The organism is Neorhizobium sp. 05N33 (assembly GCF_056397445.1).
Map to the genome: position 1 here is coordinate 1 of NZ_JBFTNK010000012.1, position 25,604 is coordinate 25,604.

The window sequence follows — 25,604 nt, forward strand, 5'->3', positions numbered from 1 at the left end:
CGTCAAAACTTCTCGAAACAGCAACACCCCAAGAGACCAAACCGAAACTCGGTCCCAACCAGCATGCGCCAATCAATCAGTGATTTCTGTAGAACGAAAGTCGTCGTCGCCAGCAGCGCCGCCGCCCTCGTTCAGTGAGCGGGTTATAGATCCCACCACACTTTGAAGTCAACAGGGATTTTCAAAAAACTGTCATTTTTCTCGGGACCTGCCCAAAACACGCGATTTCCGGTCATAAAATGAGCAGCGCTTAACGAAAGGGCAGCTCCGGAGCGCCGAAAAACCCATTTTACGCGGCGATTTCGCGTTGTTAGGGTAAAACCGATTTCTGGCGGCTGGAGTATGACATGCTGGTATTGAATGAAGTGCAGACCCGGGATGCACTCCCCTTTGCGGAACTCATCGCGGCAATCGAAACGATGTTCAAAAGCGACTGCGTCATGCCGGTGCGCCACCATCATGAGATGGAGGTGCCGGGTGAGGCAAATGCGGTCATGCTGCTGATGCCCGCCTGGGTGCCTGGCGACCATATCGGCGTCAAGATCCTCAATCTGTTTCCGGACAATCATCTCCGGTCCCTGTCGACCATCTTCGGCAGCTACCTTCTTTCGTCGGGCAAGACCGGGGAGATGCTGGCGATCGTCGAGGGCGGCGAGCTGACGGCGCGCCGCACCGCCGCAACCTCGGCGCTCGCCGCTCAATATCTCGCGCGGGAAGATGCAGAGGTCATGCTGATGGTTGGAACCGGCCGGCTTTCGCTCAACCTCATGCAGGCCCATGCGATCACACGGCCGCTCAAACATTTCCGCATCTGGGGACGTCATATAGAGAAGGCCGAAGAGACTGCGCACGAGGCACGGATGCTCGGGCTCGACGCGGCGGCCGTCGAGGATCTTGCCGTCGCGGCCGGACAGGCGGACATCATTTCCTGCGCGACACTATCCAACGAGCCACTGATCCGCGGCGAATGGCTGAAGCCGGGCGCGCATCTGGATCTCGTCGGCGCCTTCAAGCCGGACATGCGCGAGAGCGACGACGAGGCGGTGCGGCGCGCGTCCGTCTTCGTCGATACACGCGCCGGCGCCATGAAGGAAGGTGGCGACATCGTTCTGCCGCTCGCAAGCGGGGCGCTGTCGAAGGAGGGGATCAAGGCGGAACTGGCCGAACTCGCGCATGGAAAACATCCCGGCCGCACAAGCGCGGACGAGATCACGCTCTTCAAATCGGTGGGAGCGGCGCTCGAGGATCTTGCCGGAGCAATCCTTGCCTATAACGGGGCCAGCGGACAGGTTTCGCGCTGATGACCGCAGCGCAAGGTGCGGGCCCGATCACAAGGAGCCTGCCGAGACTTCCCGTTACCGAAGTGCTGGGCATTATAATGGAAGCGCTGGCCCAAGGCACACGTGCCGTACTCTCAGCACCGCCGGGTGCCGGCAAGACGACGCTGGTGCCGCTGGCGCTGCTCGACCAGGCCTGGTGCACGGGAAAGATCATCCTGCTCGAACCACGGCGGCTGGCGGCGCGCGCAGCTGCATCCCGGATGGCGTCGCTGCTTGGCGAGCAGGTGGGCGATCGGGTCGGTTACCGGATGCGGCTCGACAACAAGTTCTCGGCGAAGACCCGGATCGAAGTGGTGACCGAGGGCGTTTTCGCCCGGATGATTCTTGACGATCCGGAGCTGAATGGCGTTTCCGCGGTTATTTTCGACGAGTTCCACGAGCGGTCGCTCGACGCGGATTTCGGTCTGGCGCTGGCGCTCGATGTGCAATCGGCACTGCGCGACGACCTCCGACTCCTCGTCATGTCGGCGACACTGGATGTGGAGCGGGTCGCGGAACTGCTCGGCGAGCCTCCTGTCATCAAGAGCGAAGGCCGGACTTTTCCGATCGACATCCAGCATCGCGACCGCGCCCCGAACGAAAGGATCGAAGACGCGATGACGCGGGCGATCGTCGAGGCGCACGCGAATGACACGGGTTCCATCCTCGCTTTCCTACCGGGCCAGGCGGAAATCCTGCGCACGGCCGAGCGGCTTGCGGGGCGGTTCGGGGCGGAGACCGTGGTGGTGCTGCTTTATGGCAATCTTTCCCAGAGGGAGCAGGATCTGGCGATCAGGCCGGCGCCCGCCGGACAGCGCAAGATCGTGCTGGCCACATCGATCGCCGAAACCTCCATTACTATAGACGGAGTCCGGATCGTTATCGACAGCGGGCTGCAGCGCCTGCCGGTATTCGAGCCCTCGACGGGCATCACCCGGCTGGAGACGGTGCGTGTTTCTCGCGCCTCGGCGGATCAGCGGGCGGGTCGAGCCGGCCGTACGGAACCGGGCATCGCGATGCGCCTCTGGCATCCGGGACAGACGGCAGCGCTGCAGGCGTTCACGCCGCCGCAGATATTGGCAAGCGATCTTTCCGGCCTGGTTCTCGATCTTGCCCATTGGGGCGTGCAGGATCCGAAGGGGCTTGCCTTTCTCGATCCGCCTCCCGGACCGGCCTTCAACGAAGCGAAGGTGCTGCTGACCCAGCTCGGTGCACTCGACCCCCAGGGCGGGCTGACGGAAAAGGGCCGGTTGATGCGGGAACTGGCGCTTCCGCCGCGGCTTGCGGCCATGGCGATCTCAGCGGCGGAAGAGGGTTTCGGCAAGCAGGCAGGCCTGCTTGCCGTGCTTCTGACCGAACAGGGGCTTGGTGGCAGCGACATCGATCTCGACGAACGGCTGCGGCGGTTTCGCAACGAACGTGGCGAGAGAGCCGACGCGGCCCGCAAGCTCGCGGATCGGATCTTTTCGAACCTGCCGAAGCGATCGCAGTCGACGGAACCGGTTCTGGCGGGGCGGCTTCTCCTGCATGCCTATCCGGACCGGATCGCGCTGCAGCGCGGCGGGCGCGGGCGTTTCGTGATGGCGAACGGGCGTGGCGCGGAACTGCAGGAGACCGAGCGGCTGGCGGCATCGCAAATGCTGGTCATCGCCGACCTAACCGGCCGGGCCGCCCAGGCGCGTATTCTCGCAGCTGCGGAGATCAGCCGGGCGGATGTGGAAGTGGAGCTTGCCGGCGCAATCCGCGAGAGCGAGGAATGTTTCTTCGACCGGGCGAGCCGGCAGGTGCGCGCCCGCAAGGTGACGCGGCTCGGCGCCATCATCTTCGAGGAAAGGCCACTGCCACGGCCGAGTGGCGAACGGGCCGCACAGGCGCTTGCGGACGGCGTGCAGGAACTGGGGCTTCAGGTCCTGCCATTCTCCAAGGAGGGCGCGCAGCTGCGCGACCGGATCGGCTTCCTGAACCGGTCGATCGGCGAGCCTTGGCCTGATGTGAGCGACGAGGCGCTGCTTGCCCGGCTCGACGACTGGTTCGTTCCCTTCCAGGGCGGTGCGTCGGGCATCGATACCATCAATCCCGGTAGCCTTTCGGGCGGGCTCCGCTCGCTCATTCCGCATGAGGTCTCCCAGGATCTCAACAAGCTGGCGCCGACGCATTTTGAGGCGCCTACGGGCGAGCGGCATCCGATCCGCTATGATGGCGAGGAGCCGGTCCTGGCGATCCGGGTGCAGGAACTGTTCGGGCTGAAGAAACATCCGGCGATTGCCGGCGGAAAACTGCCACTGCTGCTCGAACTGAACTCGCCGGCGCATCGGCCGATCCAGACGACACGGGACCTGCCCGGTTTCTGGGCCGGTTCCTGGAAGGATGTGCGGGCCGAAATGCGCGGCCGTTATCCCAAACATCCCTGGCCGGAGGATCCGGCCGAGGCTGCGCCGACGACACGTGCCAAACCGCGCGGGACGTGACAGAATGCCGCCTGCGACCTGAAGTCGAGCCGGTTTATGAAGGCGGCCTCAGGTCACTTGTATTCGACAAGATTAAAGAGCAGGCGGTGAGCGTAGACAGTCCTTCAGTGCGTTTTGCGCAATTCGGCCCCTCAAGCCGACGAATTCGGCTTCAGACACTGGTGCGGCTGCGCTGGCTGGCGGTCGCCGGTCAGACGATTACCGTCGTCATCGTCGGGTTGCTGCTGCAGTTTCCTCTGCCGCTGCAGGAGGCAGGCATTCTGGTTGGTGCGCTTGCGGTCGCCAACCTCACCCTGTCGGCCTGGTTCCCGCCGACCCATCGGCTTGGCCCGAAATCGGCGCTGGCGCTGCTCGGTTTCGACCTGTTGCAGATGGCAGCGCTGCTGTTCATCACCGGCGGGCTTGCCAATCCGTTTGCGCCGCTGATCTGCGTTCCGGTGATCATCGCCTTCGCGTCTCAGCCGCTGCGCCATTCGCTTGTCCTGATCGTTTTCGCGCTGGTCTGCACCACGGTGCTCGCCTTTTCGCCCTACGCGGTGCCCTGGTATGAGGGCGAACCACTCCGGATCCAGCCGGTCATGCAGCTCGGCGTCTGGTGTTCGATCGCCTCGATGATGATGTTCGCGGCCTTTTATGCCTACCGCGTCAGCCATGAAGCGACGCTGCTCGCCGATGCGCTTGCGGCGACCGAACTGGTCCTGGAGCGGGAAAAGCACCTTTCGCAGCTCGACGGGCTGGCGGCGGCGGCGGCCCATGAGCTCGGCACGCCGCTCGCAACCATCAGCGTCGTCGCCAAGGAGATGGAGCGCGAGCTTGGTCCCGACGACCGGTTCCGCGAGGACGTGCTGCTGCTGCGAAGCCAGAGCGAACGCTGTCGCGATATTCTTCGCCGGCTTACCTCGCTTTCCGCCGAGAGCGAGGAACATATGCGCCGGCTGCCGCTTTCCTCCCTGGTCGAGGAGGTCGTGGCGCCGCATCGGCAATTCGGCATCGAGATCGAACTCGTCGAGAAAAACGACCGGACCAACGAGCCGGTCGGCAACCGCAATGCCGGCATTATATATGGACTCGGCAACCTGATCGAAAACGCGGTCGATTATGCCAAGAGCAAAGTGACCGTCACGGTGGAGCACAATGTCGAGCGGGTGGCGATCACCATCGAGGATGACGGCCAGGGTTATGCGCCGGATATTCTTTCGCGGATCGGCGAACCCTATATGACGAAAAGACCCAAGGAAGACGAACGGGCGGGTGGACTTGGCCTCGGTCTTTTCATCGCCAAGACGCTGCTCGAACGGTCCGGCGCCGCGATCCGCTTCGGCAACCGCGACAGCGGCGAACCGGGCGCCCGCATTCATATCGAATGGCCGCGCTCGGTAATGGACGCGCAGGACTTAAAGTAAGCCGGCCAGCTGGCCGATCATCACGAAAAGGCAAGCGGGCCTTTGAAACCCGCGGAGAAAAAAGAGATGGAAACACACCCGGAACCGACCAAGGTTCATGCCGACCCCGAGCTCGGGCCCGACCCTTCGCTGCTGATCGTCGATGACGATGGACCGTTCCTGCGCCGGCTCGCTCGAGCCATGGAGACGCGCGGCTTCCTGGTCGATACGGCAGAGTCCGTCGCGGAAGGTATCGCCAAGACGAAGGCGCGGCCGCCGAAATATGCGGTGGTGGATTTGCGCCTCGGCGACGGCAACGGGCTGGATGTGATCGAAGCGATCCGTCAGAGCCGCGAGGATACCAAGGTGATCGTGCTGACCGGCTACGGCAATATCGCGACCGCCGTGACGGCCGTGAAACTCGGGGCGCTCGACTATCTCGCCAAGCCCGCCGACGCCGACGACATTTTTAGCGCGCTGACCCAGAGGCCGGGCGAGCGGGCTGATGTGCCTGAAAACCCGATGTCGGCGGATCGTGTGCGCTGGGAACATATCCAGCGGGTCTATGAGATGTGCGAACGTAATGTGTCGGAGACGGCGCGGCGGCTCAACATGCATCGCCGCACGCTGCAGCGCATCCTTGCCAAGCGCGCGCCGAAATAATCAGCCGCCATCGTTCCCGGCATCGTCGAATGTCTTGCCGGTCGCCCATTCCGCCAACATCAGGCGCTGGGCGGCGGCGCGCGAGAAGTTCAGCGTCATCGCCTTGCGGGTCGCAGGCGGAAGTCTGTGTTCCGGTGCGTCGCGCAGAAGGTGTCCACCATAACCGTCCGAGAGGAAGAGGCCGCAATCCTCCGGGAAGATGTCGAGCGGCACGTCCTTGTGCGTCGCGAAAAACAGGCGGTCGCAGAAGGCTCGGTATTCCGGCCATTTGCGGTCGACGCGAAAATCCTCGATCGACGTCTTGATCTCGATGATCCAGATCTCGCCCTTTTCCGAAATGGTCACCAGGTCGGCGCGCCTTCCGCTCGACAGGACGAGTTCCGGCAACATCGCGTGCCGCATGTCGTGCAGCAGAATCTGGACGCCCTTGCGGACCAGCATGGCGCGGGCTGACTGCCGCCCATCTATTAACGGATTATTACTGGCAAGGTTGAGTATAGTCATAGAATCCCGAAAAACCGCTTCCATGATGTTGCAAAAACGCCATGGCTTTTTTCAATCATGCGCCGGCTCTGTTTTGATGCGCTGCAGCGCTTGCCAAGCGTAATCTAATCTAAAATAACCCCTGATCAAAGATGGGCATGCGCCCGTCTCAATCGATTCGTTTTACCCAAGAGATTTCCATGCGCTTTCGCACTAGCATGCTCGCACTCGGCCTGTTGGCAACTGCTGCCTTGGCCGGTTGCGCCTCCACGATTCCCGGCGGCGGCACCCAGGTGGCCACGGCCTCCTATACCGAACAGATCTTCAACGACTCCTACGGTTCGGTGAGAGACGCCGGCTATACGCTTCCGGCGATCCCGATCAACAAGGTGGACAAGCAGTTCGTCCGCCAGATCGTCAGCTATCAGACCAGCGAAAAGCCGGGCACGATCGTCGTCAACACGCGTGAGCGCCATCTCTACTACATCCTGCCGAACGGCAAGGCGATGCGCTACGGCATCGGCGTCGGCAAGCAGGGCTTCGCCTGGTCCGGGACGGCTTACGTCGCCTGGAAACAGGAATGGCCGACCTGGCACCCGCCGAAGGAAATGGCCGGCCGTCGTCCGGACGTTGCCAAATACGTCGAAGACGGCATGGGCCCCGGCCTCAGCAACCCGCTCGGTGCGCGCGCCATGTACCTCTTCAACGAAAAGGGCCAGGATACGCTCTTCCGTCTGCACGGTACGCCGGAATGGGCCTCCATCGGCACCGCCGCTTCGTCGGGCTGCATCCGCCTGATCAACCAGGACGTCATCGACCTTTACAGCCGCGTCCGTCCGGGCCGCGAAACCAAGGTCGTCGTAATCCAGTAATCGCGAAATTCGACGAGAATACGAAAAGGCCGCCGAGAGAACTCTCCGCGGCCTTTTTCTTTGCCTGATCTTTGCTCGCCGGTCAGCTGGCGAGCTTGGCTTTCAGTTCCAGACGGCGGCGATGCAGAACCGGCTCTGTATAACCGTTCGGCTGCTCGCGGCCCTTGAGCACGAGTTCGAGCGCGGCCTGGAAGGCGACGGAACCGTCGAAATCCCTGGCCATCGGCGTGTAGAGCGGATCGCCGGCATTCTGGCCATCGACGACCCCCGCCATACGCTTCATCGTCTCGACGATCTGCTCTTCGCTGGTGAGCTTGTGATAGAGCCAGTTCGCCATGTGCTGGGCGGAAATGCGCAACGTTGCGCGGTCTTCCATCAGCCCGACATTGTTGATATCCGGCACCTTCGAACAGCCGACGCCCTGGTCGATCCAGCGGACGACGTAGCCGAGAATGCCCTGCGCATTGTTGTCGAGTTCGCGCTGGATTTCCTCCGGCGTCCAGTTCGGCCGCACCGCGACCGGCACGGAGAGAATGTCCGACAGTTTGGCGCGGGTGCGGCTCTTCAGACCGGCCTGGACGGCGGCAACGTCGACCTTGTGATAGTGGGTGGCGTGCAACGTGGCCGCCGTCGGCGACGGAACCCAGGCGGTGTTGGCGCCGGCCTTCGGATGAGCAATCTTCTGTTCCAGCATCGCGGCCATCAAGTCCGGCATGGCCCACATGCCCTTGCCGATCTGCGCGTGGCCCGACAGGCCGCATTCGAGGCCGATATCGACGTTCCAGTTCTCGTAGGCCGCGATCCAGGCGGCCTGTTTCATGTCGCCCTTGCGGATCATCGGGCCTGCTTCCATCGAGGTGTGGATCTCGTCGCCGGTACGGTCGAGGAAGCCGGTATTGATGAAGACGACACGCTCGCGCGCCTCGCGGATGCAGGCCTTGAGGTTGATCGTGGTACGGCGCTCCTCATCCATGATGCCCATTTTCATGGAATTGGTCGGAAGGCCGAGCGCCTGTTCGACGCGGGCAAAAATCTCGCAGGCGAAAGCGACCTCTTCCGGCCCGTGCATCTTCGGCTTCACCACATACATGGAGCCGGCCCGCGAATTCTGGCGACGTCCGTTCGGGCCGATATCGCGGATGGCAATCAGTGCCGTGACCATCGCATCCATGATGCCTTCCGGAACTTCCCTGCCCTCGCTGTCCAAAACCGCCGGATTGGTCATCAGGTGACCGACATTGCGGATCAGCATCAGCGAGCGGCGCTTGACCGTGACATCACCGCCGGCAGGCGCCTTGAACGTCGTGTCGGGGTTGAGCTTGCGGATGAAGGACTTGCCGCCCTTGGCCACCTCTTCCTGAAGGTCGCCGTTCATCAGGCCGAGCCAGTTGCGGTAGACGACGACCTTGTCCTCGGCGTCGACCGCGGCAATCGAATCCTCGCAGTCCATGATCGCGGTGATCGCCGATTCCAGCCAGACATCCGAAATCCAGGCCGGATCGTCCCTGCCGATCGCCGTCGTGGGATCGATCAGGATTTCGATATGCAGGCCGTTCTTCGTCAGCAGCAGATGGGTCGGCTCGGCGGGCTCGCCGAGATAGCCGGCAAACTGAGCCGGATCGGCGAGATTGACGGTCTTGCCGTCCTGAGCTGCTGCCGTGAGCTTGCCGCCGGTGACGACAAAGGAGGTGACGTCGGTCCAGCTCGCGCCGGAAAGCGGCACGGACTGATCGAGGAAGTCACGCGCCCAGGCAATGACCTTGGCGCCACGGACCGGGTTGTAACCCTTGCCCTTTTCGGCGCCGTCGGTCTCGGGGATGGCATCGGTGCCATAGAGCGCATCGTAGAGCGAGCCCCAGCGGGCATTGGCGGCATTCAGCGCATACCGGGCATTCATGACCGGCACGACGAGCTGCGGACCAGCGATCCCCGCGATTTCCGGATCGACCTTGTCGGTCGAGACCGTGAAATCCGGTCCTTCCGATAGAAGGTAACCGATGTCGCGCAGGAAGGCTTCGTAAACCGCAAGATCGCTGGACGCTCCGTTCTTGCGATACCATTCGTCGAGCGTGACCTGAAATGCGTCGCGTTTGGCGAGAAGCTCGCGATTCTTGGGCGCCAGGTCGTGGACGATCTTCGAAAACTCGGAAAAGAAGCGGTCGGCGTCGACACCGGTCGACGGCAGCGCTTCCTTCACCAGGAAGTCGTGAAGCTTCTCGTCGATTGCGAGACCATTTTTTTCGATACGGGCCATCGGTTCCTCCGAATTTTTCATGCCGCTGACTGTCTTTGTTAGCGAGCGAAATTGCAATTGCACGAATATTGAATGACTTATCCCATATCGGAAATAATCTGCGCCGTTAGCAGCTATTTCCGGCCCGCATCCGGGGAATGCCGTTCCCAATACGGGATCGGCCCATAAAGGTCGGCAAGATATTCGATGAAGGCACGGACCTTGGAAGGGAGATGCTGCCGGCTCGGATAGACCGCCGAGACCGAGATGTTCTTGGAGCCCTCATATCCGGGCATCACCATCACCAGCCGCCCGTCCTTGAGCTCGTTGCCGATATCCCAGGTGGATCTTAGCGCGATGCCGAGACCGGCGATTACCGCTTCGCGGATAACTTCGCTGGAATTGGTGTTCAGCATCCCGGCCGGCCGGTAGACCAGCGGACCTTTGGGACCTTCCAGCCTCCAGGGCTCGCCATTATGGGCCGTGAGACAGTGATGGTTTGCCAACTCCTCAATGCTTGTCGGAGCGCCGTGCCGCGCGATGTAGGAGGGAGAGGCGCAGAGAATGCGCCGGACCTGGACAAGCTTGCGGGCGACGAGGCTCGAATCCTTCAGCTCGGATATGCGGATCGCCACGTCGAAGCCCTGGGCGATGATATCTGTGAACTCATCCGACAGCATCAGGTCGATCGACAGATGTGGGTTCGCCTGCATGAAGGTCGGGAGATGCGGCGCAATGTGCATGCGTCCGAACGAGGTCGGCGCGGAGATGCGCAGATTGCCGGCGATCTCCGTCGACCGGCCCGAGACGAACTGCTCGGCATCCTCGATCCCGGTCAGGACATTGGCGATCCTGTCGTAAAAACCCTTGCCGGCATCGGTCATCCCGACCTGGCGAGTGGTGCGTTGCAGGAGGCGCGTCCCCAGTTGCTCCTCCAGCCGCTTGATGCGCTTGGAGACCACTGCCGGCGAAATGCCAAGGCTCTTTGCCGCCGCCGACATGTTTCCGCTGGCTGCGACTTTGACGAAGATTTCCAGATCGGCGAGATTGGTGATCACTGCAGTTTTTCCCGGCTGGAATAAATGCCGGCCAACTTACGCGCTTTTGAATAGAGCTTAAAGGTGGCCCACTCCGACCGCCGAGGAACATCGGCCGGCTAAGTCACCGGGAAAACAGCTATCCTCGGCCTGCCGATAGCCACGGCAGTAATCCGCGCCTCGATGAGCTTTCGCGAACCCTCGATTTCCGGCGCATCCAGTTCTTCCGAGATGGTCACGGCGGCGTCCTTGGCGCCATCCGCATTCGCCTGCGTCTGCGCGGTGGCGATTGCATGCTCGCGGGCGGCGGTCAGCGCTTCCTTTTCACCGATGACGACGAGCCGCGCGCCTGATCCGGAGAGAATGAAGCGCCCTTCCTCCGGCGAGGTGACAACAACGGTAACGCTGGCACGGACCTGGCCGACCACCGCTCCGATGGCGTTCGCGACATCGGCATCGCCCGGAATGATCGATCGCGCGCCGAGCATGTTCGCGACCGCCGGATAATAGACGGGTGCGGAAGCCCCGAGCCCGATCAGCGGCCGATCCAGCGAGACGGAGAACCGGGCAATGCCGGGAATGCGTTTCAGCGCGCGGTCGACGGCAAGCGAAACCGCGGGATCGATGGCTTCGGCGCAGTCTTCGGCGAGACAGGCTACGAGCACCGCTTCGGACGACTGGCGCGTCAGCCGGCTCACGATCTTCTCAGCCAGATCTTCCGGGGAAGCGGCGATCCCGCGCCCTGCGCCGTCCTTGCGCCGGGCAGCAAGCTCCAGCCCCAGCCTTGCAGCCTCTCCGCGCCATTGGCTCTGGCGGTCGAGCACATGCAATGCATCGGAAGGGGTGATGCCGCAGAGATGCACCAGCCCTCTCGCAACCAGCCGGTCGAGAATTGCCTTCTGCGAATTCATCGTCAGCAGATCGTTGAGCGAAACCGGTACCACGCCTATGCGGGCAAAAAGCGCCTGTTCCGGTGGCTGCAGGCCTTGGGCCATCACATCCGGCACGCCGGTTCGCACCGCAAAGCGGCCGTCGTGCCGTCCGGCATGGCTGGCGCGCAGCTGCTTTTCCAGCGTCGGCAGGATGATCTCTCCATGCGCCATCGCGGCAAGGCTGAGCGGCAGAAGCCGGCGCGGACCGAGCGTAAGACGTGCCTCGAGGCCGCGGTCGTCGATATGGACTTCGGAATCGCCCCCGAGCCCGTAGGTGCGCAGCGCCACCGCCTCGACCATCGTACGATGACCGCCGACGACGGCGCCTTCTTCCGCCAGCTTCGGCCGGCCGCCATCGAGAACCGCAACATCCGTGGTCGTGCCGCCGATATCCGAGACGACCGCCTGATCGAGCCCGGTCAGGAAGTGGGCGCCGACAAGGCTTGCGGCGGGGCCGGAAAGGATGGTCTCGATCGGCCGCAACCGGGCCTCGGCAGCGGAGATCAGCGCGCCATCGCCGCGCACCACCATCATCGGCGCCGTGATGCCGCGCGCGGCCAGAAAGCCCTCGCAGGAGCCGACCAACCGGTCAATGATCGACACCAGCCGGGCGTTCAGCAGCGTCGTCAACGCGCGGCGAGGACCGCCGAGTTTCGACGAAAGCTCGTGGCTGCAGGTGACGGGCAGATGCGAAAGCGCGCGAATACGGTCCCTCACCCGGACTTCATGAGCCGGATTCCGAACAGCGAAATAACCGGCGACAGCAAAAGAAGACACCGTACTGCCAAGCGTGGGCATGGCTGCCTCCAGAGCCCCCATGTCGAGCGGCGTTTCGTTGCCGTGCACATCGTGGCCTCCGGGCAGGAAGATCACCGGATCATTTCCCAGCGCCTCCGCAAGTCCGCCGCGGGTCAGGTCCTCCGCAGCAAAACCGATCATGATCAGGGCGGCACGACCGCCCTGCCCCTCGACCAGCGCATTGGTGGCAAGCGTCGTCGACAGCGAAACGAGGCCGATAGCCGAAGCGGAAGCCGCGCTTTTTTCCAGTACCGCATCAACCGCGCCGGCAATGCCGACCGCCAGATCATGCCTGGTCGTCAGCGATTTTGCCTTGGCGATAACGCCTTCGCCGTCGCGGAACAGCACCGCATCCGTATAGGTGCCGCCGGTATCAATCCCGAGAAGGGGGGGGCCGGAAGGAAAGGAAAAGGCCACGCGAAAATCCTGAAGATCGGTCCATGGGATCTATAGCGATCAATAGCGCATGGCGGGCAAAGATCAATTCACCAGCGGAGACCTCTGATGTCGCGGACTGACCCGCATGAGCAGACCGTCGCGCGGCTGGGTGGTCAACTTCTGGACCGGCCAGACCTTGGTTTCCGGCGTGACATCGAAACGATAGCGGCCCATCAGCACCGCAAGCGCGATCACTGCCTCCTGAAGGGCGAAGGTCGCGCCGATACAGGTGCGGGGGCCTGCGCCGAAAGGCAGATACTGAAACCGGTTCAGCTTGCCGCGGTTCTCGGGCAGGAAACGCTCGGGCATGAAGGCGCGCGGCTTGTCCCAATAAAGCTCGTGGCGGTGCAGCGTCCAGGGCATGACCAGCACGGTTACCCCGGCATCGATCCTGATCGTCTTGCCTTCCGGGCTCGTCCAGCTGTCGTCGCTGATCGCCTCCCGGTTGATCGACGGCGCCGGCGGATAGAGCCGCAATGCCTCTTCGAACGCCGCCCGCACCCAGGGCATCAGCTCCAGCCATTCGACCGGATCGGCGCCGGACGCCAGAACGCGGTCGATCTCTTCCTCCATGTTCTGCCGTACTGACGGCGATTCCGCGACGCAATAGAGCGTCCAGGCCAGCGCCCGGGCCGTCGTCTCGTGCCCCGCGCCGATGAAGGTAAGGATATTGTCCTCGATCTCGTCCATCGTCAGCCCGTCGGGACCGGCCAGCTGAAGCAGCAGCGTCAGGAAATCCTGCGGCACGTCGTCCGGATGTTTGCGCATCCGCTCCTGCCGCATAAGCATGGTTTCGGCAACCACGCGCCGGAACTTGTCGAGTATCCGCCTGCCGCCGATGCGGGTGACACGCGGCACCCAGGGCGGGGCGCGCAGCATGTCCATCGGGTCGATGCGGCCCATGCGATGCAGAAGCTGGTCGACGTCGTCGGCAACGGTCTCCTTGTTCCCGGCGACCTCGCCGGAAAACAGGGTTTCGGCGAGGATGGCATAGGTCAGTTCCGTCATGTCGACGGAAATATCGCGGACCGCGCCATCGGCGCCGGCCTCGGCATATTTCCCCGAAAACTCCTCGGTCTGGTTCAGCATCTGGCCGGCAAAACCGCGAGAATGTTTTGGCGTAAAAACCGGCGCCATCGCCTTGCGGCTGCGTTTCCAGACCTCGCCTTCCGCTGTCAGCAGCCCGTCCCGCAAGATCGGGCGAAGCACGAGCTGGCGGATTTCCGACATGACGTAATTGCTGACATTGTCCACCAGAATGTGCCGGATGAGGCCTGGATGATTGACGATCAGCGTCCGTTCCTTGAAGAACTTCGTCTCGAGCCACGGCAGCGTGTAGGAAACCTTGCCCCAGAGCTCCAGCGGATTGCGCAGCGCAGTCCAGATCACCTCGATCGGGCTCAGCAGTCGTTCCCGATGCGGAGGTGCGGGCGGAACAAAGGGTTCGGGGCGAATGTCCATGGACGAGCCCTCCTCAGGGGTTTCCTATGGAGGGAATATCCGCCGTCAGAGGAGAGATTTCAACTCGGCGAGCTTGTCGTTGACCAGCCAGCCGTAATAATTTTCCTCCGGCAGGCCGCCGCGTGCGGCAAGTGCTGCGGCGCGCTGCGCCGAACCGCCGGTATTGTAGAGCGTCGCCGTGATGCCGGGATTGCGGGAAATATCCATGCCGGCAATCGACTTATAGTCGTCGATCGAGCGACGGATATTGGCCGCCATATAGGCGAGCGACTTATCCGGGTCCATGATCGCGTCATAAACCGCAGCCGCCTTGTTCTCGTCGAGCTTCGGGTAACCGGAATTCCTGGCCACCATGTCCGACAGCATCAGCGCCGTCAGCGGATTGACCTGGCCAAGGCCAAAGGTCTGGCCGGCATAAAAGGGCTGGAAGAAGACCGCACTGAAGCGATTGTCCGGAAACGCGGTGCCGCCGACCGAGCGGCCGCGAAAACTCTTTTCCCAGACGCCTTCACGGCAGGTCCAGAGCTTGTAGGAATCGGCGAAATCGTCGCATTTGCCGAATTCCGGCCGGTCGAGGAACTGCTGGATGGTCTCGTCGCCGTAGCCGAAACGGAAGCTGTTGCCGGCATATGCGGCCGCCTTGACGTAATAGGTCTGCAGCCGGTCGTACGCATCGACATTGTAGGTGTGCTCGCCGACGATCGCGCCGATCATGTGGATCGGATCGATACCGTAATCGACGGCCGTCGACTTGATCTTGGCGATCAGCTTCTTGTCGGACGCCAGCAGATCGCGGATCTTCTCGTATTTGTCATCGAAGGTGGTGCGGCCGGCGCGCGTCCGGCGTACCGAGGCACCCGGAACCTTCGGCTGTTCCGCGTGACGATTTCCTTCGGGAACCATCGTGAGGCCGCCTGCAAGCGCGGAAGAAGCCACGGATGTCGCGACGACAAGGATCAGGGCCAGAAGGATGCGTTTCAAGATTTGCGTGTCCCAGGACTTCGACTATGCCGATCTCCGGCACCGAATGCTTAAAGCCATTCCAGACCGACTCACTCAAGCGTCGGATATTTTCCATGAAAACGCGCTTCCCTTACGCGAGGCGCAAGGACCGTGTCGAGACACGGTCGTTCAAAATCCCGTCAGCACCCGCAAATGAGCAGCCGGACGTTGCCCGGCTGCCACGATTGCCGCTCAGAGAATGTAGCGCGACAGATCGGTGTCGGCGGCGAGGTCGCCAACATGCTTCTTGACGTATTCCGCATCGATCGTCACCGCGGTTCCGCCCTGATCGGGCGCGTTGAACGAGATTTCGTCGAGCACCCGTTCCATCACGGTCTGCAGCCGGCGGGCACCGATATTCTCGACCGAGGAATTGAGATGCACGGCGACATCCGCCAGCGCATCGATCGCGTCGGGCGTAAAATCGAGCGTCAGCTCTTCTGTTTCCATCAGCGCCTTGTATTGGCGGATAAGGCTCGCCTCGGTTTCCGTCAGGATGCGGCGGAAGTCCTCCTTGGTGAGCGGCCTCAGTTCGACCCGGATCGGCAGGCGGCCCTGGAGTTCCGGCAGAAGGTCGGAGGGTTTGGAGACGTGGAAGGCGCCCGAAGCGATGAACAGGATGTGGTCGGTCTTCACCGGTCCGTATTTGGTCGACACCGTCGTGCCCTCGACGAGCGGCAGCAAGTCGCGCTGCACGCCCTCGCGGGACACGCCGGCGCCCATGCCGCCGTCACGGGCGGCAATCTTGTCGATCTCGTCGAGGAAGACGATGCCGTCGTTCTCGACCGAGCGGACGGCCTCGCGCTGGATGACTTCGTTGTCGATCAGCTTGTCGGATTCGTCGCGGATCAGCTCGCCATAGGATTTCTTGACGGTGGTACGGACCTTCTTGGTGCGGCCGCCCATCGCCTTGCCGAACATTTCAGACAGGTTCAAGACGCCAATATTGGCGCCCGGCATGCCAGGAATCTCGAAGCCGGGCATGCCGGCGCCGGTGTCAGTGACCTCGATATCGATTTCCTTGTCGTCGAGCTCGCCGGCCCTCAGCTTCTTGCGGAAACTTTCGCGGGTGGCTGGCGAGGACGTGGCGCCGACCAGCGCGTCGAGCACCCGTTCCTCGGCGCTCATATGGGCCTTGGCCTGCACATCGGCCCGCATCTTGTCGCGCACCAGGCCGATGCCGATCTCGACGAGATCGCGGATGATCTGCTCGACATCGCGGCCGACATAACCGACTTCGGTGAACTTGGTCGCTTCGACCTTGATGAAGGGCGCGCCGGCGAGTTTCGCCAGGCGGCGCGAAATCTCCGTCTTGCCGACGCCGGTCGGGCCGATCATCAGGATGTTCTTCGGCATCACTTCGTCGCGCAGGCTCTCGTCGAGTTGGTGGCGGCGCCAGCGGTTGCGCAGCGCAATCGCCACCGCACGCTTGGCGTCGTGCTGGCCGATGATATGCCGATCCAGCTCGGAGACGATTTCCCGGGGTGAAAAGTTACTCATGTCAAATCCGTTTCTTGGCTTGCGTCCAGCGCCATGAAATGGGCCGGACCGTATATGGATGTCCTGGTGTCGACGTAGCGGAAGCCGGCCTTCTCGTAGGCGCGGATCGCTTGGGCGTTCTCCGGATCGGGATCGATGACGATCCTTTTTGCGCCGTTTTCGAAAAGCTCGTCCACGAGCTGGCGGATGATCGCGCTTCCATGGCCGATGCCGACCAACTCCGGAGGGCCGATCGAGATATCGATGCCGAGCGTGCCTTTCGGCTGATCCTGATAGGGATGACCCTCTTCAAGATGCGGATCGTAATATTGGAGATAGGCGATCGGCCGGCCGTCCAGTTCCGCCATCAACGGCCGGGTTTCGACGCTCGTCATCGACTGTTCGATACTGGCCAGTTCCTCATCGACCTCACCCCACCATTTCGCGATATGCGGCTCGGCGAGCCACTGCGCGAGCAGAGGAAAATCCTCTGCCGCGACATCGCGAAACGAATAGCGGGGCGCGCCGTCAGTCATCGGCATCCAGCGTTTCGATGACCAGGTTATGGTTGGTGTAGACGCAGATATCGGCGGCGATATCCAGCGCTTTCCTAGCGATCTCCTCGGCCGACTTGTCCGAATCCATCATCGCGCGCGCCGCGGCATAAGCATAGTTGCCGCCCGACCCGATCGCGATCGTTCCGTGCTCCGGTTCCAGCACGTCGCCGTTGCCGGTAACCGCCAGTGTCGTCGATTTGTCGGCGACCAGCATCATCGCTTCGAGATTGCGCAGGTACTTGTCCGTGCGCCAGTCCTTGGCAAGCTCGACGGCGGCGCGCATGAGCTGGCCCGGATATTGTTCGAGCTTCTTTTCAAGCCGGTCGAGCAGCGTGAAGGCATCGGCCGTCGCGCCGGCGAAACCGGCGATCACTTCGCCCTTGCCGATGCGGCGCACCTTGCGAGCGTTGCCCTTCATCACGGTCTGGCCGAGGCTCACCTGGCCGTCGCCGGCCATGATGACCTTGCCGCCTTTCCGAACAGTAATAATGGTTGTCATAAGCCACCTGTTGGCCCGTCCTGCGGGCATTCGTTTCAGAGCATTCCGGCCCCGTTGGACATTTATGTAAGACGGTCCAGGGCGAATGCAATCTCATGATGCGATGCCGCCGCCACTGCCCTGCTTTTGCTGGATATTTGACGTAGTGCCTGATAAGGAGCGCAGATCGATCGCAGGGAGCAGACCCAGATGGGTGAGACGACTACCGCACGCGTGGGCAACATCGTCCGCAAGACCAACGAAACCTCCGTTTCCGTTTCCGTCAATCTCGACGGCGCCGGCGCGGCCAGGATTTCCACGGGCGTCGGCTTTTTCGACCACATGCTGGACCAGCTCTCGCGACATTCGCTGATCGACATGGACATCGAGGTCACTGGCGATCTGCATATCGACGACCACCACACGGTGGAAGACACCGGTATCGCGATCGGCCAGGCGATCTCCAAGGCGCTCGGCGACCGTCGCGGCATCACCCGCTACGCCTCGCTCGACCTTGCCATGGACGAAACGATGACCAAGGCGGCCATCGACGTTTCCGGCCGGCCGTTCCTGGTCTGGAACGTCGCGTTCAGCGCGCCGAAGATCGGCACATTCGATACGGAGCTGGTGCGGGAATTTTTTCAGGCGCTTGCCCAGAATGCCGGCATCACGCTGCATGTGCTGAACCATTACGGCGCCAACAACCATCATATCGCCGAGACCTGCTTCAAAGCCGTGGCGCGGGCACTTCGCGCCGCCATTGAAATCGACCCGCGGCAGGCCAATCGCGTTCCTTCGACCAAGGGAATGCTGGTCTGACTGCTTGAGGAGACGATCCTTGAGAAGCTATCTCGTTCTGACACCGCCCAATGACCCGCGAAGCGGACCCGACAGGGATTTCCACTCGACCCTCGTATTACGGGACGGGTTCTCGTGGCTCGCGTTGTTGTTTCCGTGGATCTGGCTATTCTGGCATAGACTGTGGATTGCCGGGATCGTGGTTCTGCTGATCCAGATCGGCAGCGGCATCCTGATGCAGGTTCCTGGCTTCTGGACCGCCGGCTTGCTGCTTGGTTTCGCCACCAGCCTGCTCACGGCGCTCGAGGGCCGACATTATCGTTCCGAAGCGCTGATCCGTCGCGGCTGGACACTGGAAACGGTGATCTCCGCTCACGATCTGCGTACGGCCGAGGAGATCTATTTCTCCGGCCTGCCGCAGCCAGAACAACAACCGATGCCGGTCTCGGCCGAGTGGGCGAAACAGGCAAAGCCGCCCGCCGCCGGATGGCAGGCCCCACACATGGGCCTTTTCGAACATGGAGGACGCTGATGCGCGTCGCAATCATCGACTACGGGTCCGGCAACCTCCGTTCCGCGACCAAGGCCTTTGAAAGGGCCGCCCGGGAAGCCGGCATCAACGCCGTGATCGACCTCACCGACAAGGCCGATGCGGTGGCCACCGCCGACCGTATCGTGCTGCCGGGCGTCGGCGCCTATGCAGATTGCAGCGCCGGCCTCGATGCCGTGCCGGGCATGCGCGAGGCGATCCTGGACGTCGTTGACCACAAGGGCCGACCTTTCCTCGGCATCTGCGTCGGCATGCAGCTGATGTCGTCGCGGGGGCTTGAAAAGACGATCACCGACGGGTTCGGCTGGATCGAGGGCGACGTCGTCGAAATGACGCCTTCCGATCCGAACCTCAAGATCCCGCAGATCGGCTGGAACACGCTCGATATCCATCACCCGCATCCGCTGTTTGACGGAATTCCGACCGGACCGGACGGCTTGCACGCCTATTTCGTGCATTCTTACCATCTGGCGGCCAAGCACCGGAACGACGTGATCGCGACCACCGAGTATGGCGGTTCGATGACTGCGTTCGTCGGTCGCGACAATGTGGCGGGTTCCCAGTTTCACCCTGAGAAAAGCCAGGCACTAGGCCTTGCCCTCATCTCCAATTTCCTGCGCTGGAAGCCCTGAGCTCGCGCGAACTGTCAAGGACCGAAGACATGATCCTCTTTCCTGCAATCGACCTGAAAGACGGCCAGTGCGTGCGCCTCAAGCTCGGCGACATGGAGCAGGCCACCGTCTACAATCCCGATCCCGCAGCCCAGGCCAAGGCCTTCGAGGACCAGGGGTTCGAGTGGCTGCATGTGGTCGACCTGAACGGCGCCTTCGCGGGGACAAGCGTCAACGGCGCTGCCGTCGACGCTATCCTGAAAGCCACGAAGAATCCCGTGCAGCTCGGCGGCGGCATCCGCACTCTCGACCATATCGAAAACTGGCTGGCGCGCGGGCTTGCCCGCGTCATCCTCGGCACGGTCGCGGTGCGCGATCCGGCTCTGGTCATCGAGGCCTGCAGGCAGTTTCCCGGCAAGGTCGCCGTCGGCATCGACGCCAAGGGCGGAAAGGTCGCGGTCGAAGGCTGGGCGGAAGCGTCCGAGCTCGGCGTCATCGAGCTGGCCAAGAAATTCGAAGGCGCCGGCGTTTCGGCGATCATCTATACCGACATCGACCGCGATGGCATTCTGGCCGGCATCAACTGGAACTCGACGCTGGAACTCGCCAATGCCGTCTCCATTCCGGTCATCGCATCGGGCGGGCTTGCCTCGCTCGACGATATCAGCCGCATGCTGGAGCCGGATGCGGCCCGGCTCGAAGGCGCAATTTCCGGCCGTGCGCTGTATGACGGCCGCATCGATCCCCACGAAGCGCTGGCCCTGATCCGCTCCAGACAAGGACGTGCCGCATGACCCTCAAAGCCCGCGTCATCCCCTGCCTGGACGTCAAGGACGGCCGCGTCGTGAAAGGCGTCAACTTCGTCGACCTGATCGATGCCGGCGATCCCGTCGAGGCTGCAAAAGCTTATGACGCCGCCGGTGCCGACGAACTCTGCTTCCTCGACATCACCGCCTCCTCCGACAATCGCGAGACGATCTTCGACGTCGTCGCCCGCACCGCCGACCATTGCTTCATGCCGCTCACCGTCGGCGGCGGCGTGCGTGCCGTCGGCGATATCCGCAAGCTGCTGCTGGCCGGCGCCGACAAGGTCGCGATCAACTCGGCGGCGGTCAACAATCCGGACTTCGTGGCTGAGGCCGCCGACAAGTTCGGCAACCAGTGCATCGTCGTGTCGATTGACGCCAAGCGGCGGCGCAGCCAGGCGATCGGTGGCGACAATCTCAGCGCCTGGGAGATCTACACCCATGGCGGCCGCAACGCGACCGGCATCGATGCCGTCGAGTTCGCCGTCAAGATGGTCGAGCGCGGCGCCGGCGAGCTGCTCGTCACCTCCATGGACCGGGACGGCACCAAGAGCGGCTATGACCTGGAGCTGACGCGGATGATCGCCGACAGCGTCCGGGCACCGGTTATCGCGTCGGGCGGAGTCGGAAACCTGGACGACATGGTCGCCGGCATCAAACAGGGCCACGCAACGGCAGTGCTGGCCGCGTCGATTTTCCACTTCGGGACCTATACGGTCGGTCAGGCAAAGCACTATATGGCAGAACACGGCATCGCCATGCGGCTCGATTGAGCGGTCGGAGAGAATGTTATGAGTGAATTTTCCCTGATCGACCTCGAGCGGATCGTCGCCGAGCGGGCCAAGGCCTCGCCGGAGGAATCCTGGACGGCAAAACTGGTCGCCGCCGGCCAGGATAAGGCCGCAAAGAAGCTCGGCGAAGAAGCCGTCGAAACGGTGATCGCCGCGATCAAGCGCGACGCCAAAAATCTGACGGCGGAAAGCGCCGATCTTCTCTATCATCTTTTGGTCGTCTTGAATATTGCGGCGGTACCGTTGCAGGATGTGCTCGACGAACTCCAGCGAAGGACCGGCCAGTCCGGCCTTCAAGAAAAGGCAAGCCGGCCGACATCATGAATATCGTTTCCCAGCCCGCCGAGGCGCCGGAGCTCGAGACCGGCTCGAATGCGGAATATTATTCGCCCTATCACCACTTCAGTGCGGAGGAATGGGCGAAGTTCCGCGCAGACACGCCTCTGACGCTCACGGCCGACGAGGTGCAGAGGTTGCGTTCGCTGGACGACCCGATCGATCTCGATGAAGTCCGGCGCATCTATCTCTCGCTGTCGCGCCTGCTGTCGACGCATGTGGAGGCGACGCAACGCCTCTTCCAGCAGCGAAACCGTTTCCTGAGCCTTTCCGACATCACCAAGACGCCCTTCATCATCGGCATTGCCGGGTCGGTGGCGGTCGGCAAATCGACCACCGCACGTATCCTGAAAGAACTGCTCGCCCGCTGGCCGTCGAGCCCGAAAGTGGATCTCATCACCACCGACGGTTTCCTCTATCCGAACGCCGTGCTGAGCCGGGAAAACCTGATGGAGCGCAAGGGGTTTCCGGAAAGCTACGATATCGGCTCCATCCTGCGCTTCCTGTCGGCGATCAAGGCCGGTGAACCGAACGTCAAGGCGCCGCGTTACTCGCATCTCACCTACGACGTTTTGCCGGACGAATACTCGCTGGTCGATCGGCCGGACATCCTGATCTTCGAAGGCATCAACGTCCTCCAGTCGCGGGCGCTGCCGGCCGACGGCAAGATCGTGCCGATCGTTTCGGACTTCTTCGACTTCTCGATCTATATCGATGCCGACGAAGAGCAGATCCACAACTGGTACGTCCAGCGCTTCATGAAGCTGCGCCAGACCGCCTTCCGCGATCCAACCTCGTTCTTCAAGAAATACGCGGCGATCGATGCGGATGCGGCCCGCGCCGTTGCCGAAGGATTGTGGGAAAACATCAACCTGAAGAACCTGCGGCAGAACATTCTGCCGACCAGGCCACGGGCGGATCTCATCCTGCGCAAGGGCCGCAATCATTTGGTGGAAACGGTCGAGCTGCGGAAATTGTAGGCGATCGATCGCCGGCTATTGAATTAAATCGTCAGCTATTCACACGGCGGAGCGTGAGGTTGATGCGTCCGCCGTTCTTTAGCAGCGTCGAGGTGCCGGGATAAATGCGGTCGACGCCGTGGAACGCCAGACGCCCCTCTCCACCCAGCACGACGACATCCCCGCTTGCCAGCCGGAAGGAGCCGGTCGGGTCCTTGCGGCTCAGGCCGCCGACCCGGAACAGGCAGCTATTGCCGAGCGAGACGGAGAAAACGGGGGCGGCCAGATCGTTCTCGTCCCGGTCCTGATGCAGGCCCATCTTGGCGTCGTCGGAATAGAAGTTGATGAGGCAGGCTTCCGGCGGCTTCGAATAGTCGCCGAGCTTTTCCCAGAGATCGAGCAGTTCTCGTGGCATCGCTGGCCACGGCTTTTTCGTCACCGGGTGGAAGGACTGGTAGCGATATCCTTGGTCCTTGTCCGTTACCCAACCGAGCGAGCCGCAATTGGTCATGCGCACGGACATGGGTTTGCCGGTGCCGGGCATTTCCGGCGTATAGAGCGGCGCCTCGGCTACGACGTCTCGTATCAGTTCGACCAGATGCTCTTGCGCCAATCGATCGAGATAGCCGGGAAGGTGCCTGATGCCATTTGCAAGCGTCGCCAAAGATCAATCTCCGCCGTTAGTCGCCGCTTGGCCGGCCGCGCATCTTCTTGACGTCCGAACGACCGGATTTTTCCTTCAGCCGACGCTCCACCGAACCCTTGGTCGGCTTGGTTTTCTTGCGTGGCGGCGGCGGTGGTTCGGCAGCCTTGAGGATCAGTTCCTTCAGCCGCTCGCGCGCGTCTTCCCGGTTGCGCTCCTGGCTGCGGAACCGGTTCGCTTCTATCATCAGCACGCCATCCTTCGACACCCGTTTTCCGGCGAGCTTGATGGCGTTTTCCTTCACCCGCTCCGGCAGGGACGGCGTGTTGACGATGTCGTAGAAAAGCTGGACGGCCGTCGAGACCTTGTTGACGTTCTGGCCGCCCGGCCCGCCCGCCAGCACGAATTGTTCCGTCAGTTCCCATCCGGCGATGGTGATGCGGTTGTTGATGACAAGGGGATTGCTGGCCATGGGTCTCTGGTCTTTGTTCTTGGGCGCATGCCGTTGTCCGGAACCGGCACCCACGTTCGGGCGACATGCGGCAGGCCCGCATCTTTCCCACAAAGCCGGCAAAAAGAAAACCGCCGGCCCAGGGTGTTATCCCGGGCCGGCGGTTTCACGTGAATCCTTCAAAGATTACTCGGCGGCGGCAAGCATGACCGGAGCGGCGCTTCTCACCTTGCTGTCGACGTGGTCTTCGTACTGCCCGAAGTTCTGGATGAACATCGAAACGAGCTTCTTGGCATAGGCGTCGAACGCGGCGCCGTCCGCCCAGGTCGAGCGGGGATCGAGAATCGCATTGTCGACGCCTTCAACGGCGACCGGCACCGCAAAACCGAAGTTCGGGTCGATACGGAACTCGGCATTCTTGAGGCTGCCGTCGAGCGCAGCGCTTAAGAGAGCGCGGGTCGCCTTGATCGGCATACGGCGGCCGACGCCGTATGCGCCGCCGGTCCAGCCGGTGTTGACGAGCCAGCAATCGACCCCGTGACGGGCAATCAATTCCTTGAGCAGGTTGCCGTATTCGGCCGGATGACGGGGCATGAACGGCCCACCGAAGCAGGTCGAGAACGTCGCTTCCGGCTCGGTGACACCCTTTTCCGTGCCGGCGACCTTGGCGGTGTAGCCGGAGAGGAAGTGGTACATCGCCTGTTCGGGCGTCAGCTTGGCGATCGGCGGCATGACGCCGAAAGCATCGGCGGTCAGCATGATGATCGACTTCGGCTGCGGCGCCACGCCGGTCTTCGATGCATTCGGAATGAAATGCAGCGGATAGGCGCTACGGGTGTTCTCGGTCAGCGAATCGTCGTTGAAATCCGGAACCCGGTTCTCGTCGAGCACGACGTTTTCGATCACCGTGCCGAAACGGCGGGTCGCGGCATAGATTTCCGGCTCGGCTTCGGCCGAAAGATTGATGGCCTTGGCATAGCAGCCGCCTTCGAAATTGAAGACGCCGTTTTTGCCCCAGCCATGCTCGTCGTCACCGATCAGCGTCCGCTTCGGATCGGCCGACAGCGTAGTCTTGCCAGTGCCGGACAGACCGAAGAACAGCGCGGTATCGCCATTCGGGCCGACATTGGCCGAGCAGTGCATCGGCATGACGCCTTCTTCCGGCAGGAAGTAGTTGAGGATGGAGAAGACCGACTTCTTGTTTTCGCCGGCATAAGAGGTGCCGCCGACAAGGATGAGGCCATTGGTGAAATCGCAGGCGATCACCGTCTCCGTGCGGCAGCCGTGGCGGGCGGGATCCGCCTTGAAGCTTGGCAGGTTGATGATCATCAGCTTCTCTTCGAAGCTTTCGAGCGTGGCGCGATCCGGGCGGATCAGAAGATTGCGGATGAAGAGAGCGTGCCAGGCGAATTCGCTGACGACGCGGGTCGGAAGGGCATATTCGGCATCGGCGCCGCCGACCAGATCCTGGACGAACAGCGTCTTGCCGGCCGCATGGGCGAGCATGTCCTTCTTCAGGACTTCGAAGTGTTCCGGTTTCATGGGCTTGTTGTCGGCACCCCACCAGACGCGGCTCTCGGTGCCGGCATCGCGGACGATGAACTTGTCCTTGGGGGAGCGGCCGGTGTGCTGGCCGGTGACGGCGCGGAGTGCGCCGTCGATCGTCAGATCGGCTTCACCGCGGCGGATTGCTTCTTCGTAGAGTTCAACCTCGGACGAATTGTAATAAACACGCGATACACCGCCGAGACCGATCGCCGCTAAACCCTTGGACGGGTTGTGAAGTCCAAACTCCTCCATGCGCGCACTCCTTCAGCTTGCCGTGGGAACTGACGCGAAATTAATGACAGATTTCTAAAAGGGCAAGAGGCCGCTTGAAAATTCTTTAATAATATCAATTATTTAATCGATTTAAAAAATTTTATTCCTCTTTAAATCGGTTTAATAACCGTTTCAATCCGCATCCGCGCTATCTTAAGTCTCATTGCCAAAACGCACGATCGTCAGCGGCCTCTTTATCTTTGCCACAATTTGTTCCACCTTTATACTCAAGAAGC

General features: G+C 62.1%; 24 protein-coding genes. 12 read left to right on the forward strand and 12 right to left on the reverse strand.

The features are described from left to right. Window positions 1–347: 347 nt before the first annotated feature. From lhpI to AC1DLT_RS23955, 4 genes are all read left to right on the forward strand, one after another. Window positions 348–1,301: a bifunctional Delta(1)-pyrroline-2-carboxylate/Delta(1)-piperideine-2-carboxylate reductase gene (lhpI, locus tag AC1DLT_RS23940; protein WP_477488407.1), complete on the forward strand. Its 954-nt coding sequence runs from the start codon at window positions 348–350 to the stop codon at window positions 1,299–1,301. Next, window positions 1,301–3,787 (forward strand): ATP-dependent helicase HrpB, encoded by a 2,487-nt coding sequence (hrpB, locus tag AC1DLT_RS23945; RefSeq protein ID WP_477488408.1) that lies wholly within the window; start codon window positions 1,301–1,303, stop codon window positions 3,785–3,787. Before lhpI ends, hrpB begins: the two co-directional genes overlap by 1 nt. Window positions 3,788–3,873: 86 nt before the next feature. Next, complete coding sequence (locus AC1DLT_RS23950; RefSeq protein WP_477488409.1) at window positions 3,874–5,190, forward strand: ActS/PrrB/RegB family redox-sensitive histidine kinase; 1,317 nt, start codon at window positions 3,874–3,876, stop codon at window positions 5,188–5,190. Between the two features lie 66 nt (window positions 5,191–5,256). After that, window positions 5,257–5,832 carry an ActR/PrrA/RegA family redox response regulator transcription factor gene (locus tag AC1DLT_RS23955; RefSeq protein WP_038547487.1) on the forward strand — a complete coding sequence of 192 codons (576 nt, stop codon included), beginning with the start codon at window positions 5,257–5,259 and terminating at the stop codon, window positions 5,830–5,832. Here AC1DLT_RS23955 and AC1DLT_RS23960 read toward each other — a convergent pair whose 3' ends face one another. Beyond that, window positions 5,833–6,336, reverse strand: coding sequence for an MmcB family DNA repair protein (locus AC1DLT_RS23960; protein ID WP_477488410.1), 504 nt, complete (start codon window positions 6,334–6,336; stop codon window positions 5,833–5,835). Window positions 6,337–6,515: 179 nt separating this feature from the next. On the opposite strand from AC1DLT_RS23960, the gene AC1DLT_RS23965 reads away from it, so the two are divergent. Continuing rightward, window positions 6,516–7,187, forward strand: a complete 672-nt coding sequence (locus AC1DLT_RS23965) for a L,D-transpeptidase (protein ID WP_038547484.1) — start codon at window positions 6,516–6,518, stop codon at window positions 7,185–7,187. An 82-nt stretch (window positions 7,188–7,269) separates the two neighbouring features. On the opposite strand, the gene AC1DLT_RS23970 is transcribed toward AC1DLT_RS23965, so the two are convergent. The 8 genes from AC1DLT_RS23970 to hslV form a co-directional block, all read right to left on the reverse strand. Continuing rightward, window positions 7,270–9,441 (reverse strand): malate synthase G, encoded by a 2,172-nt coding sequence (locus AC1DLT_RS23970; RefSeq protein WP_477488411.1) that lies wholly within the window; start codon window positions 9,439–9,441, stop codon window positions 7,270–7,272. Between the two features lie 113 nt (window positions 9,442–9,554). Beyond that, window positions 9,555–10,475 carry a LysR family transcriptional regulator gene (locus AC1DLT_RS23975; RefSeq protein WP_477488505.1) on the reverse strand — a complete coding sequence of 307 codons (921 nt, stop codon included), beginning with the start codon at window positions 10,473–10,475 and terminating at the stop codon, window positions 9,555–9,557. A 101-nt stretch (window positions 10,476–10,576) separates the two neighbouring features. Continuing rightward, window positions 10,577–12,604 (reverse strand): hydantoinase/oxoprolinase N-terminal domain-containing protein, encoded by a 2,028-nt coding sequence (locus tag AC1DLT_RS23980; protein ID WP_477488412.1) that lies wholly within the window; start codon window positions 12,602–12,604, stop codon window positions 10,577–10,579. A 63-nt stretch (window positions 12,605–12,667) separates the two neighbouring features. Further along, window positions 12,668–14,086, reverse strand: a complete 1,419-nt coding sequence (locus AC1DLT_RS23985) for a cytochrome P450 (RefSeq protein ID WP_477488413.1) — start codon at window positions 14,084–14,086, stop codon at window positions 12,668–12,670. Window positions 14,087–14,131: 45 nt separating this feature from the next. Then, entirely contained in the window at window positions 14,132–15,067 is a 936-nt protein-coding gene (locus tag AC1DLT_RS23990; protein WP_477488414.1) for a DUF1402 family protein, read from the reverse strand. Window positions 15,068–15,280: 213 nt separating this feature from the next. After that, window positions 15,281–16,588 (reverse strand): ATP-dependent protease ATPase subunit HslU, encoded by a 1,308-nt coding sequence (gene hslU / locus AC1DLT_RS23995; RefSeq protein ID WP_477488415.1) that lies wholly within the window; start codon window positions 16,586–16,588, stop codon window positions 15,281–15,283. Continuing rightward, complete coding sequence (locus AC1DLT_RS24000; protein WP_477488506.1) at window positions 16,585–17,103, reverse strand: GNAT family N-acetyltransferase; 519 nt, start codon at window positions 17,101–17,103, stop codon at window positions 16,585–16,587. The genes hslU and AC1DLT_RS24000 overlap by 4 nt, the downstream gene beginning before the upstream one ends. Next, entirely contained in the window at window positions 17,096–17,623 is a 528-nt protein-coding gene (gene hslV, locus AC1DLT_RS24005; protein ID WP_436111316.1) for an ATP-dependent protease subunit HslV, read from the reverse strand. Before hslV ends, AC1DLT_RS24000 begins: the two co-directional genes overlap by 8 nt. Window positions 17,624–17,812: 189 nt before the next feature. Here hslV and hisB point away from each other — a divergent pair, with 189 nt between their 5' ends. Genes hisB through coaA form a run of 7 tightly spaced genes read left to right on the forward strand, consistent with a single transcriptional unit; the run spans window position 17,813 to window position 22,474 of the window. After that, on the forward strand, window positions 17,813–18,421 hold the full coding sequence (gene hisB / locus AC1DLT_RS24010; RefSeq protein WP_105422291.1) for an imidazoleglycerol-phosphate dehydratase HisB: 609 nt from the start codon (window positions 17,813–17,815) through the stop codon (window positions 18,419–18,421). 19 nt (window positions 18,422–18,440) lie between these two features. Continuing rightward, window positions 18,441–18,932 (forward strand): DUF2628 domain-containing protein, encoded by a 492-nt coding sequence (locus AC1DLT_RS24015; protein ID WP_477485215.1) that lies wholly within the window; start codon window positions 18,441–18,443, stop codon window positions 18,930–18,932. Next, window positions 18,932–19,582, forward strand: coding sequence for an imidazole glycerol phosphate synthase subunit HisH (gene hisH / locus AC1DLT_RS24020; RefSeq protein WP_477488416.1), 651 nt, complete (start codon window positions 18,932–18,934; stop codon window positions 19,580–19,582). The genes AC1DLT_RS24015 and hisH overlap by 1 nt, the downstream gene beginning before the upstream one ends. Window positions 19,583–19,611: 29 nt before the next feature. Continuing rightward, window positions 19,612–20,355 (forward strand): 1-(5-phosphoribosyl)-5-[(5-phosphoribosylamino)methylideneamino]imidazole-4-carboxamide isomerase, encoded by a 744-nt coding sequence (gene hisA, locus AC1DLT_RS24025; protein WP_477488417.1) that lies wholly within the window; start codon window positions 19,612–19,614, stop codon window positions 20,353–20,355. Further along, window positions 20,352–21,140, forward strand: a complete 789-nt coding sequence (gene hisF / locus AC1DLT_RS24030) for an imidazole glycerol phosphate synthase subunit HisF (RefSeq protein ID WP_105440002.1) — start codon at window positions 20,352–20,354, stop codon at window positions 21,138–21,140. The genes hisA and hisF overlap by 4 nt, the downstream gene beginning before the upstream one ends. An 18-nt stretch (window positions 21,141–21,158) precedes the next feature. Beyond that, window positions 21,159–21,482 carry a phosphoribosyl-ATP diphosphatase gene (locus AC1DLT_RS24035; RefSeq protein ID WP_477488418.1) on the forward strand — a complete coding sequence of 108 codons (324 nt, stop codon included), beginning with the start codon at window positions 21,159–21,161 and terminating at the stop codon, window positions 21,480–21,482. Continuing rightward, a complete protein-coding gene (gene coaA / locus AC1DLT_RS24040) occupies window positions 21,479–22,474 on the forward strand; it encodes a type I pantothenate kinase (protein ID WP_477488419.1) in 996 nt (331 codons plus the stop codon). The genes AC1DLT_RS24035 and coaA overlap by 4 nt, the downstream gene beginning before the upstream one ends. A gap of 31 nt (window positions 22,475–22,505) precedes the next feature. On the opposite strand, the gene AC1DLT_RS24045 is transcribed toward coaA, so the two are convergent. The 3 genes from AC1DLT_RS24045 to AC1DLT_RS24055 all read right to left on the reverse strand — a co-directional run bounded on the left by AC1DLT_RS24045 (window position 22,506) and on the right by AC1DLT_RS24055 (window position 25,347). After that, window positions 22,506–23,117 carry an alpha-ketoglutarate-dependent dioxygenase AlkB gene (locus AC1DLT_RS24045; protein WP_477488420.1) on the reverse strand — a complete coding sequence of 204 codons (612 nt, stop codon included), beginning with the start codon at window positions 23,115–23,117 and terminating at the stop codon, window positions 22,506–22,508. Window positions 23,118–23,133: 16 nt separating this feature from the next. After that, a complete protein-coding gene (gene arfB, locus AC1DLT_RS24050) occupies window positions 23,134–23,568 on the reverse strand; it encodes an alternative ribosome rescue aminoacyl-tRNA hydrolase ArfB (RefSeq protein ID WP_038547443.1) in 435 nt (144 codons plus the stop codon). Window positions 23,569–23,733: 165 nt separating this feature from the next. Further along, on the reverse strand, window positions 23,734–25,347 hold the full coding sequence (locus AC1DLT_RS24055; protein WP_477488421.1) for a phosphoenolpyruvate carboxykinase: 1,614 nt from the start codon (window positions 25,345–25,347) through the stop codon (window positions 23,734–23,736). Window positions 25,348–25,604: the final 257 nt, after the last annotated feature.

Excerpts from the sequence above, each read along its gene's own strand:
- lhpI (WP_477488407.1), top strand. The coding sequence starts at position 348 with ATGCTGGTATTGAATGAAGTGCAGACCCGGGATGCACTCCCCTTTGCG.
- hrpB (WP_477488408.1), top strand. The coding sequence starts at position 1,301 with ATGACCGCAGCGCAAGGTGCGGGCCCGATCACAAGGAGCCTGCCGAGA.
- AC1DLT_RS23955 (WP_038547487.1), top strand. The coding sequence starts at position 5,257 with ATGGAAACACACCCGGAACCGACCAAGGTTCATGCCGACCCCGAGCTC.
- AC1DLT_RS23960 (WP_477488410.1), bottom strand. The coding sequence starts at position 6,336 with ATGACTATACTCAACCTTGCCAGTAATAATCCGTTAATAGATGGGCGG.
- AC1DLT_RS23965 (WP_038547484.1), top strand. The coding sequence starts at position 6,516 with ATGCGCTTTCGCACTAGCATGCTCGCACTCGGCCTGTTGGCAACTGCT.
- AC1DLT_RS23970 (WP_477488411.1), bottom strand. The coding sequence starts at position 9,441 with ATGGCCCGTATCGAAAAAAATGGTCTCGCAATCGACGAGAAGCTTCAC.
- AC1DLT_RS23985 (WP_477488413.1), bottom strand. The coding sequence starts at position 14,086 with ATGGACATTCGCCCCGAACCCTTTGTTCCGCCCGCACCTCCGCATCGG.
- hslU (WP_477488415.1), bottom strand. The coding sequence starts at position 16,588 with ATGAGTAACTTTTCACCCCGGGAAATCGTCTCCGAGCTGGATCGGCAT.
- AC1DLT_RS24000 (WP_477488506.1), bottom strand. The coding sequence starts at position 17,103 with ATGACTGACGGCGCGCCCCGCTATTCGTTTCGCGATGTCGCGGCAGAG.
- hslV (WP_436111316.1), bottom strand. The coding sequence starts at position 17,623 with ATGACAACCATTATTACTGTTCGGAAAGGCGGCAAGGTCATCATGGCC.
- hisB (WP_105422291.1), top strand. The coding sequence starts at position 17,813 with ATGGGTGAGACGACTACCGCACGCGTGGGCAACATCGTCCGCAAGACC.
- hisH (WP_477488416.1), top strand. The coding sequence starts at position 18,932 with ATGCGCGTCGCAATCATCGACTACGGGTCCGGCAACCTCCGTTCCGCG.
- hisA (WP_477488417.1), top strand. The coding sequence starts at position 19,612 with ATGATCCTCTTTCCTGCAATCGACCTGAAAGACGGCCAGTGCGTGCGC.
- hisF (WP_105440002.1), top strand. The coding sequence starts at position 20,352 with ATGACCCTCAAAGCCCGCGTCATCCCCTGCCTGGACGTCAAGGACGGC.
- AC1DLT_RS24035 (WP_477488418.1), top strand. The coding sequence starts at position 21,159 with ATGAGTGAATTTTCCCTGATCGACCTCGAGCGGATCGTCGCCGAGCGG.
- coaA (WP_477488419.1), top strand. The coding sequence starts at position 21,479 with ATGAATATCGTTTCCCAGCCCGCCGAGGCGCCGGAGCTCGAGACCGGC.
- arfB (WP_038547443.1), bottom strand. The coding sequence starts at position 23,568 with ATGGCCAGCAATCCCCTTGTCATCAACAACCGCATCACCATCGCCGGA.
- AC1DLT_RS24055 (WP_477488421.1), bottom strand. The coding sequence starts at position 25,347 with ATGGAGGAGTTTGGACTTCACAACCCGTCCAAGGGTTTAGCGGCGATC.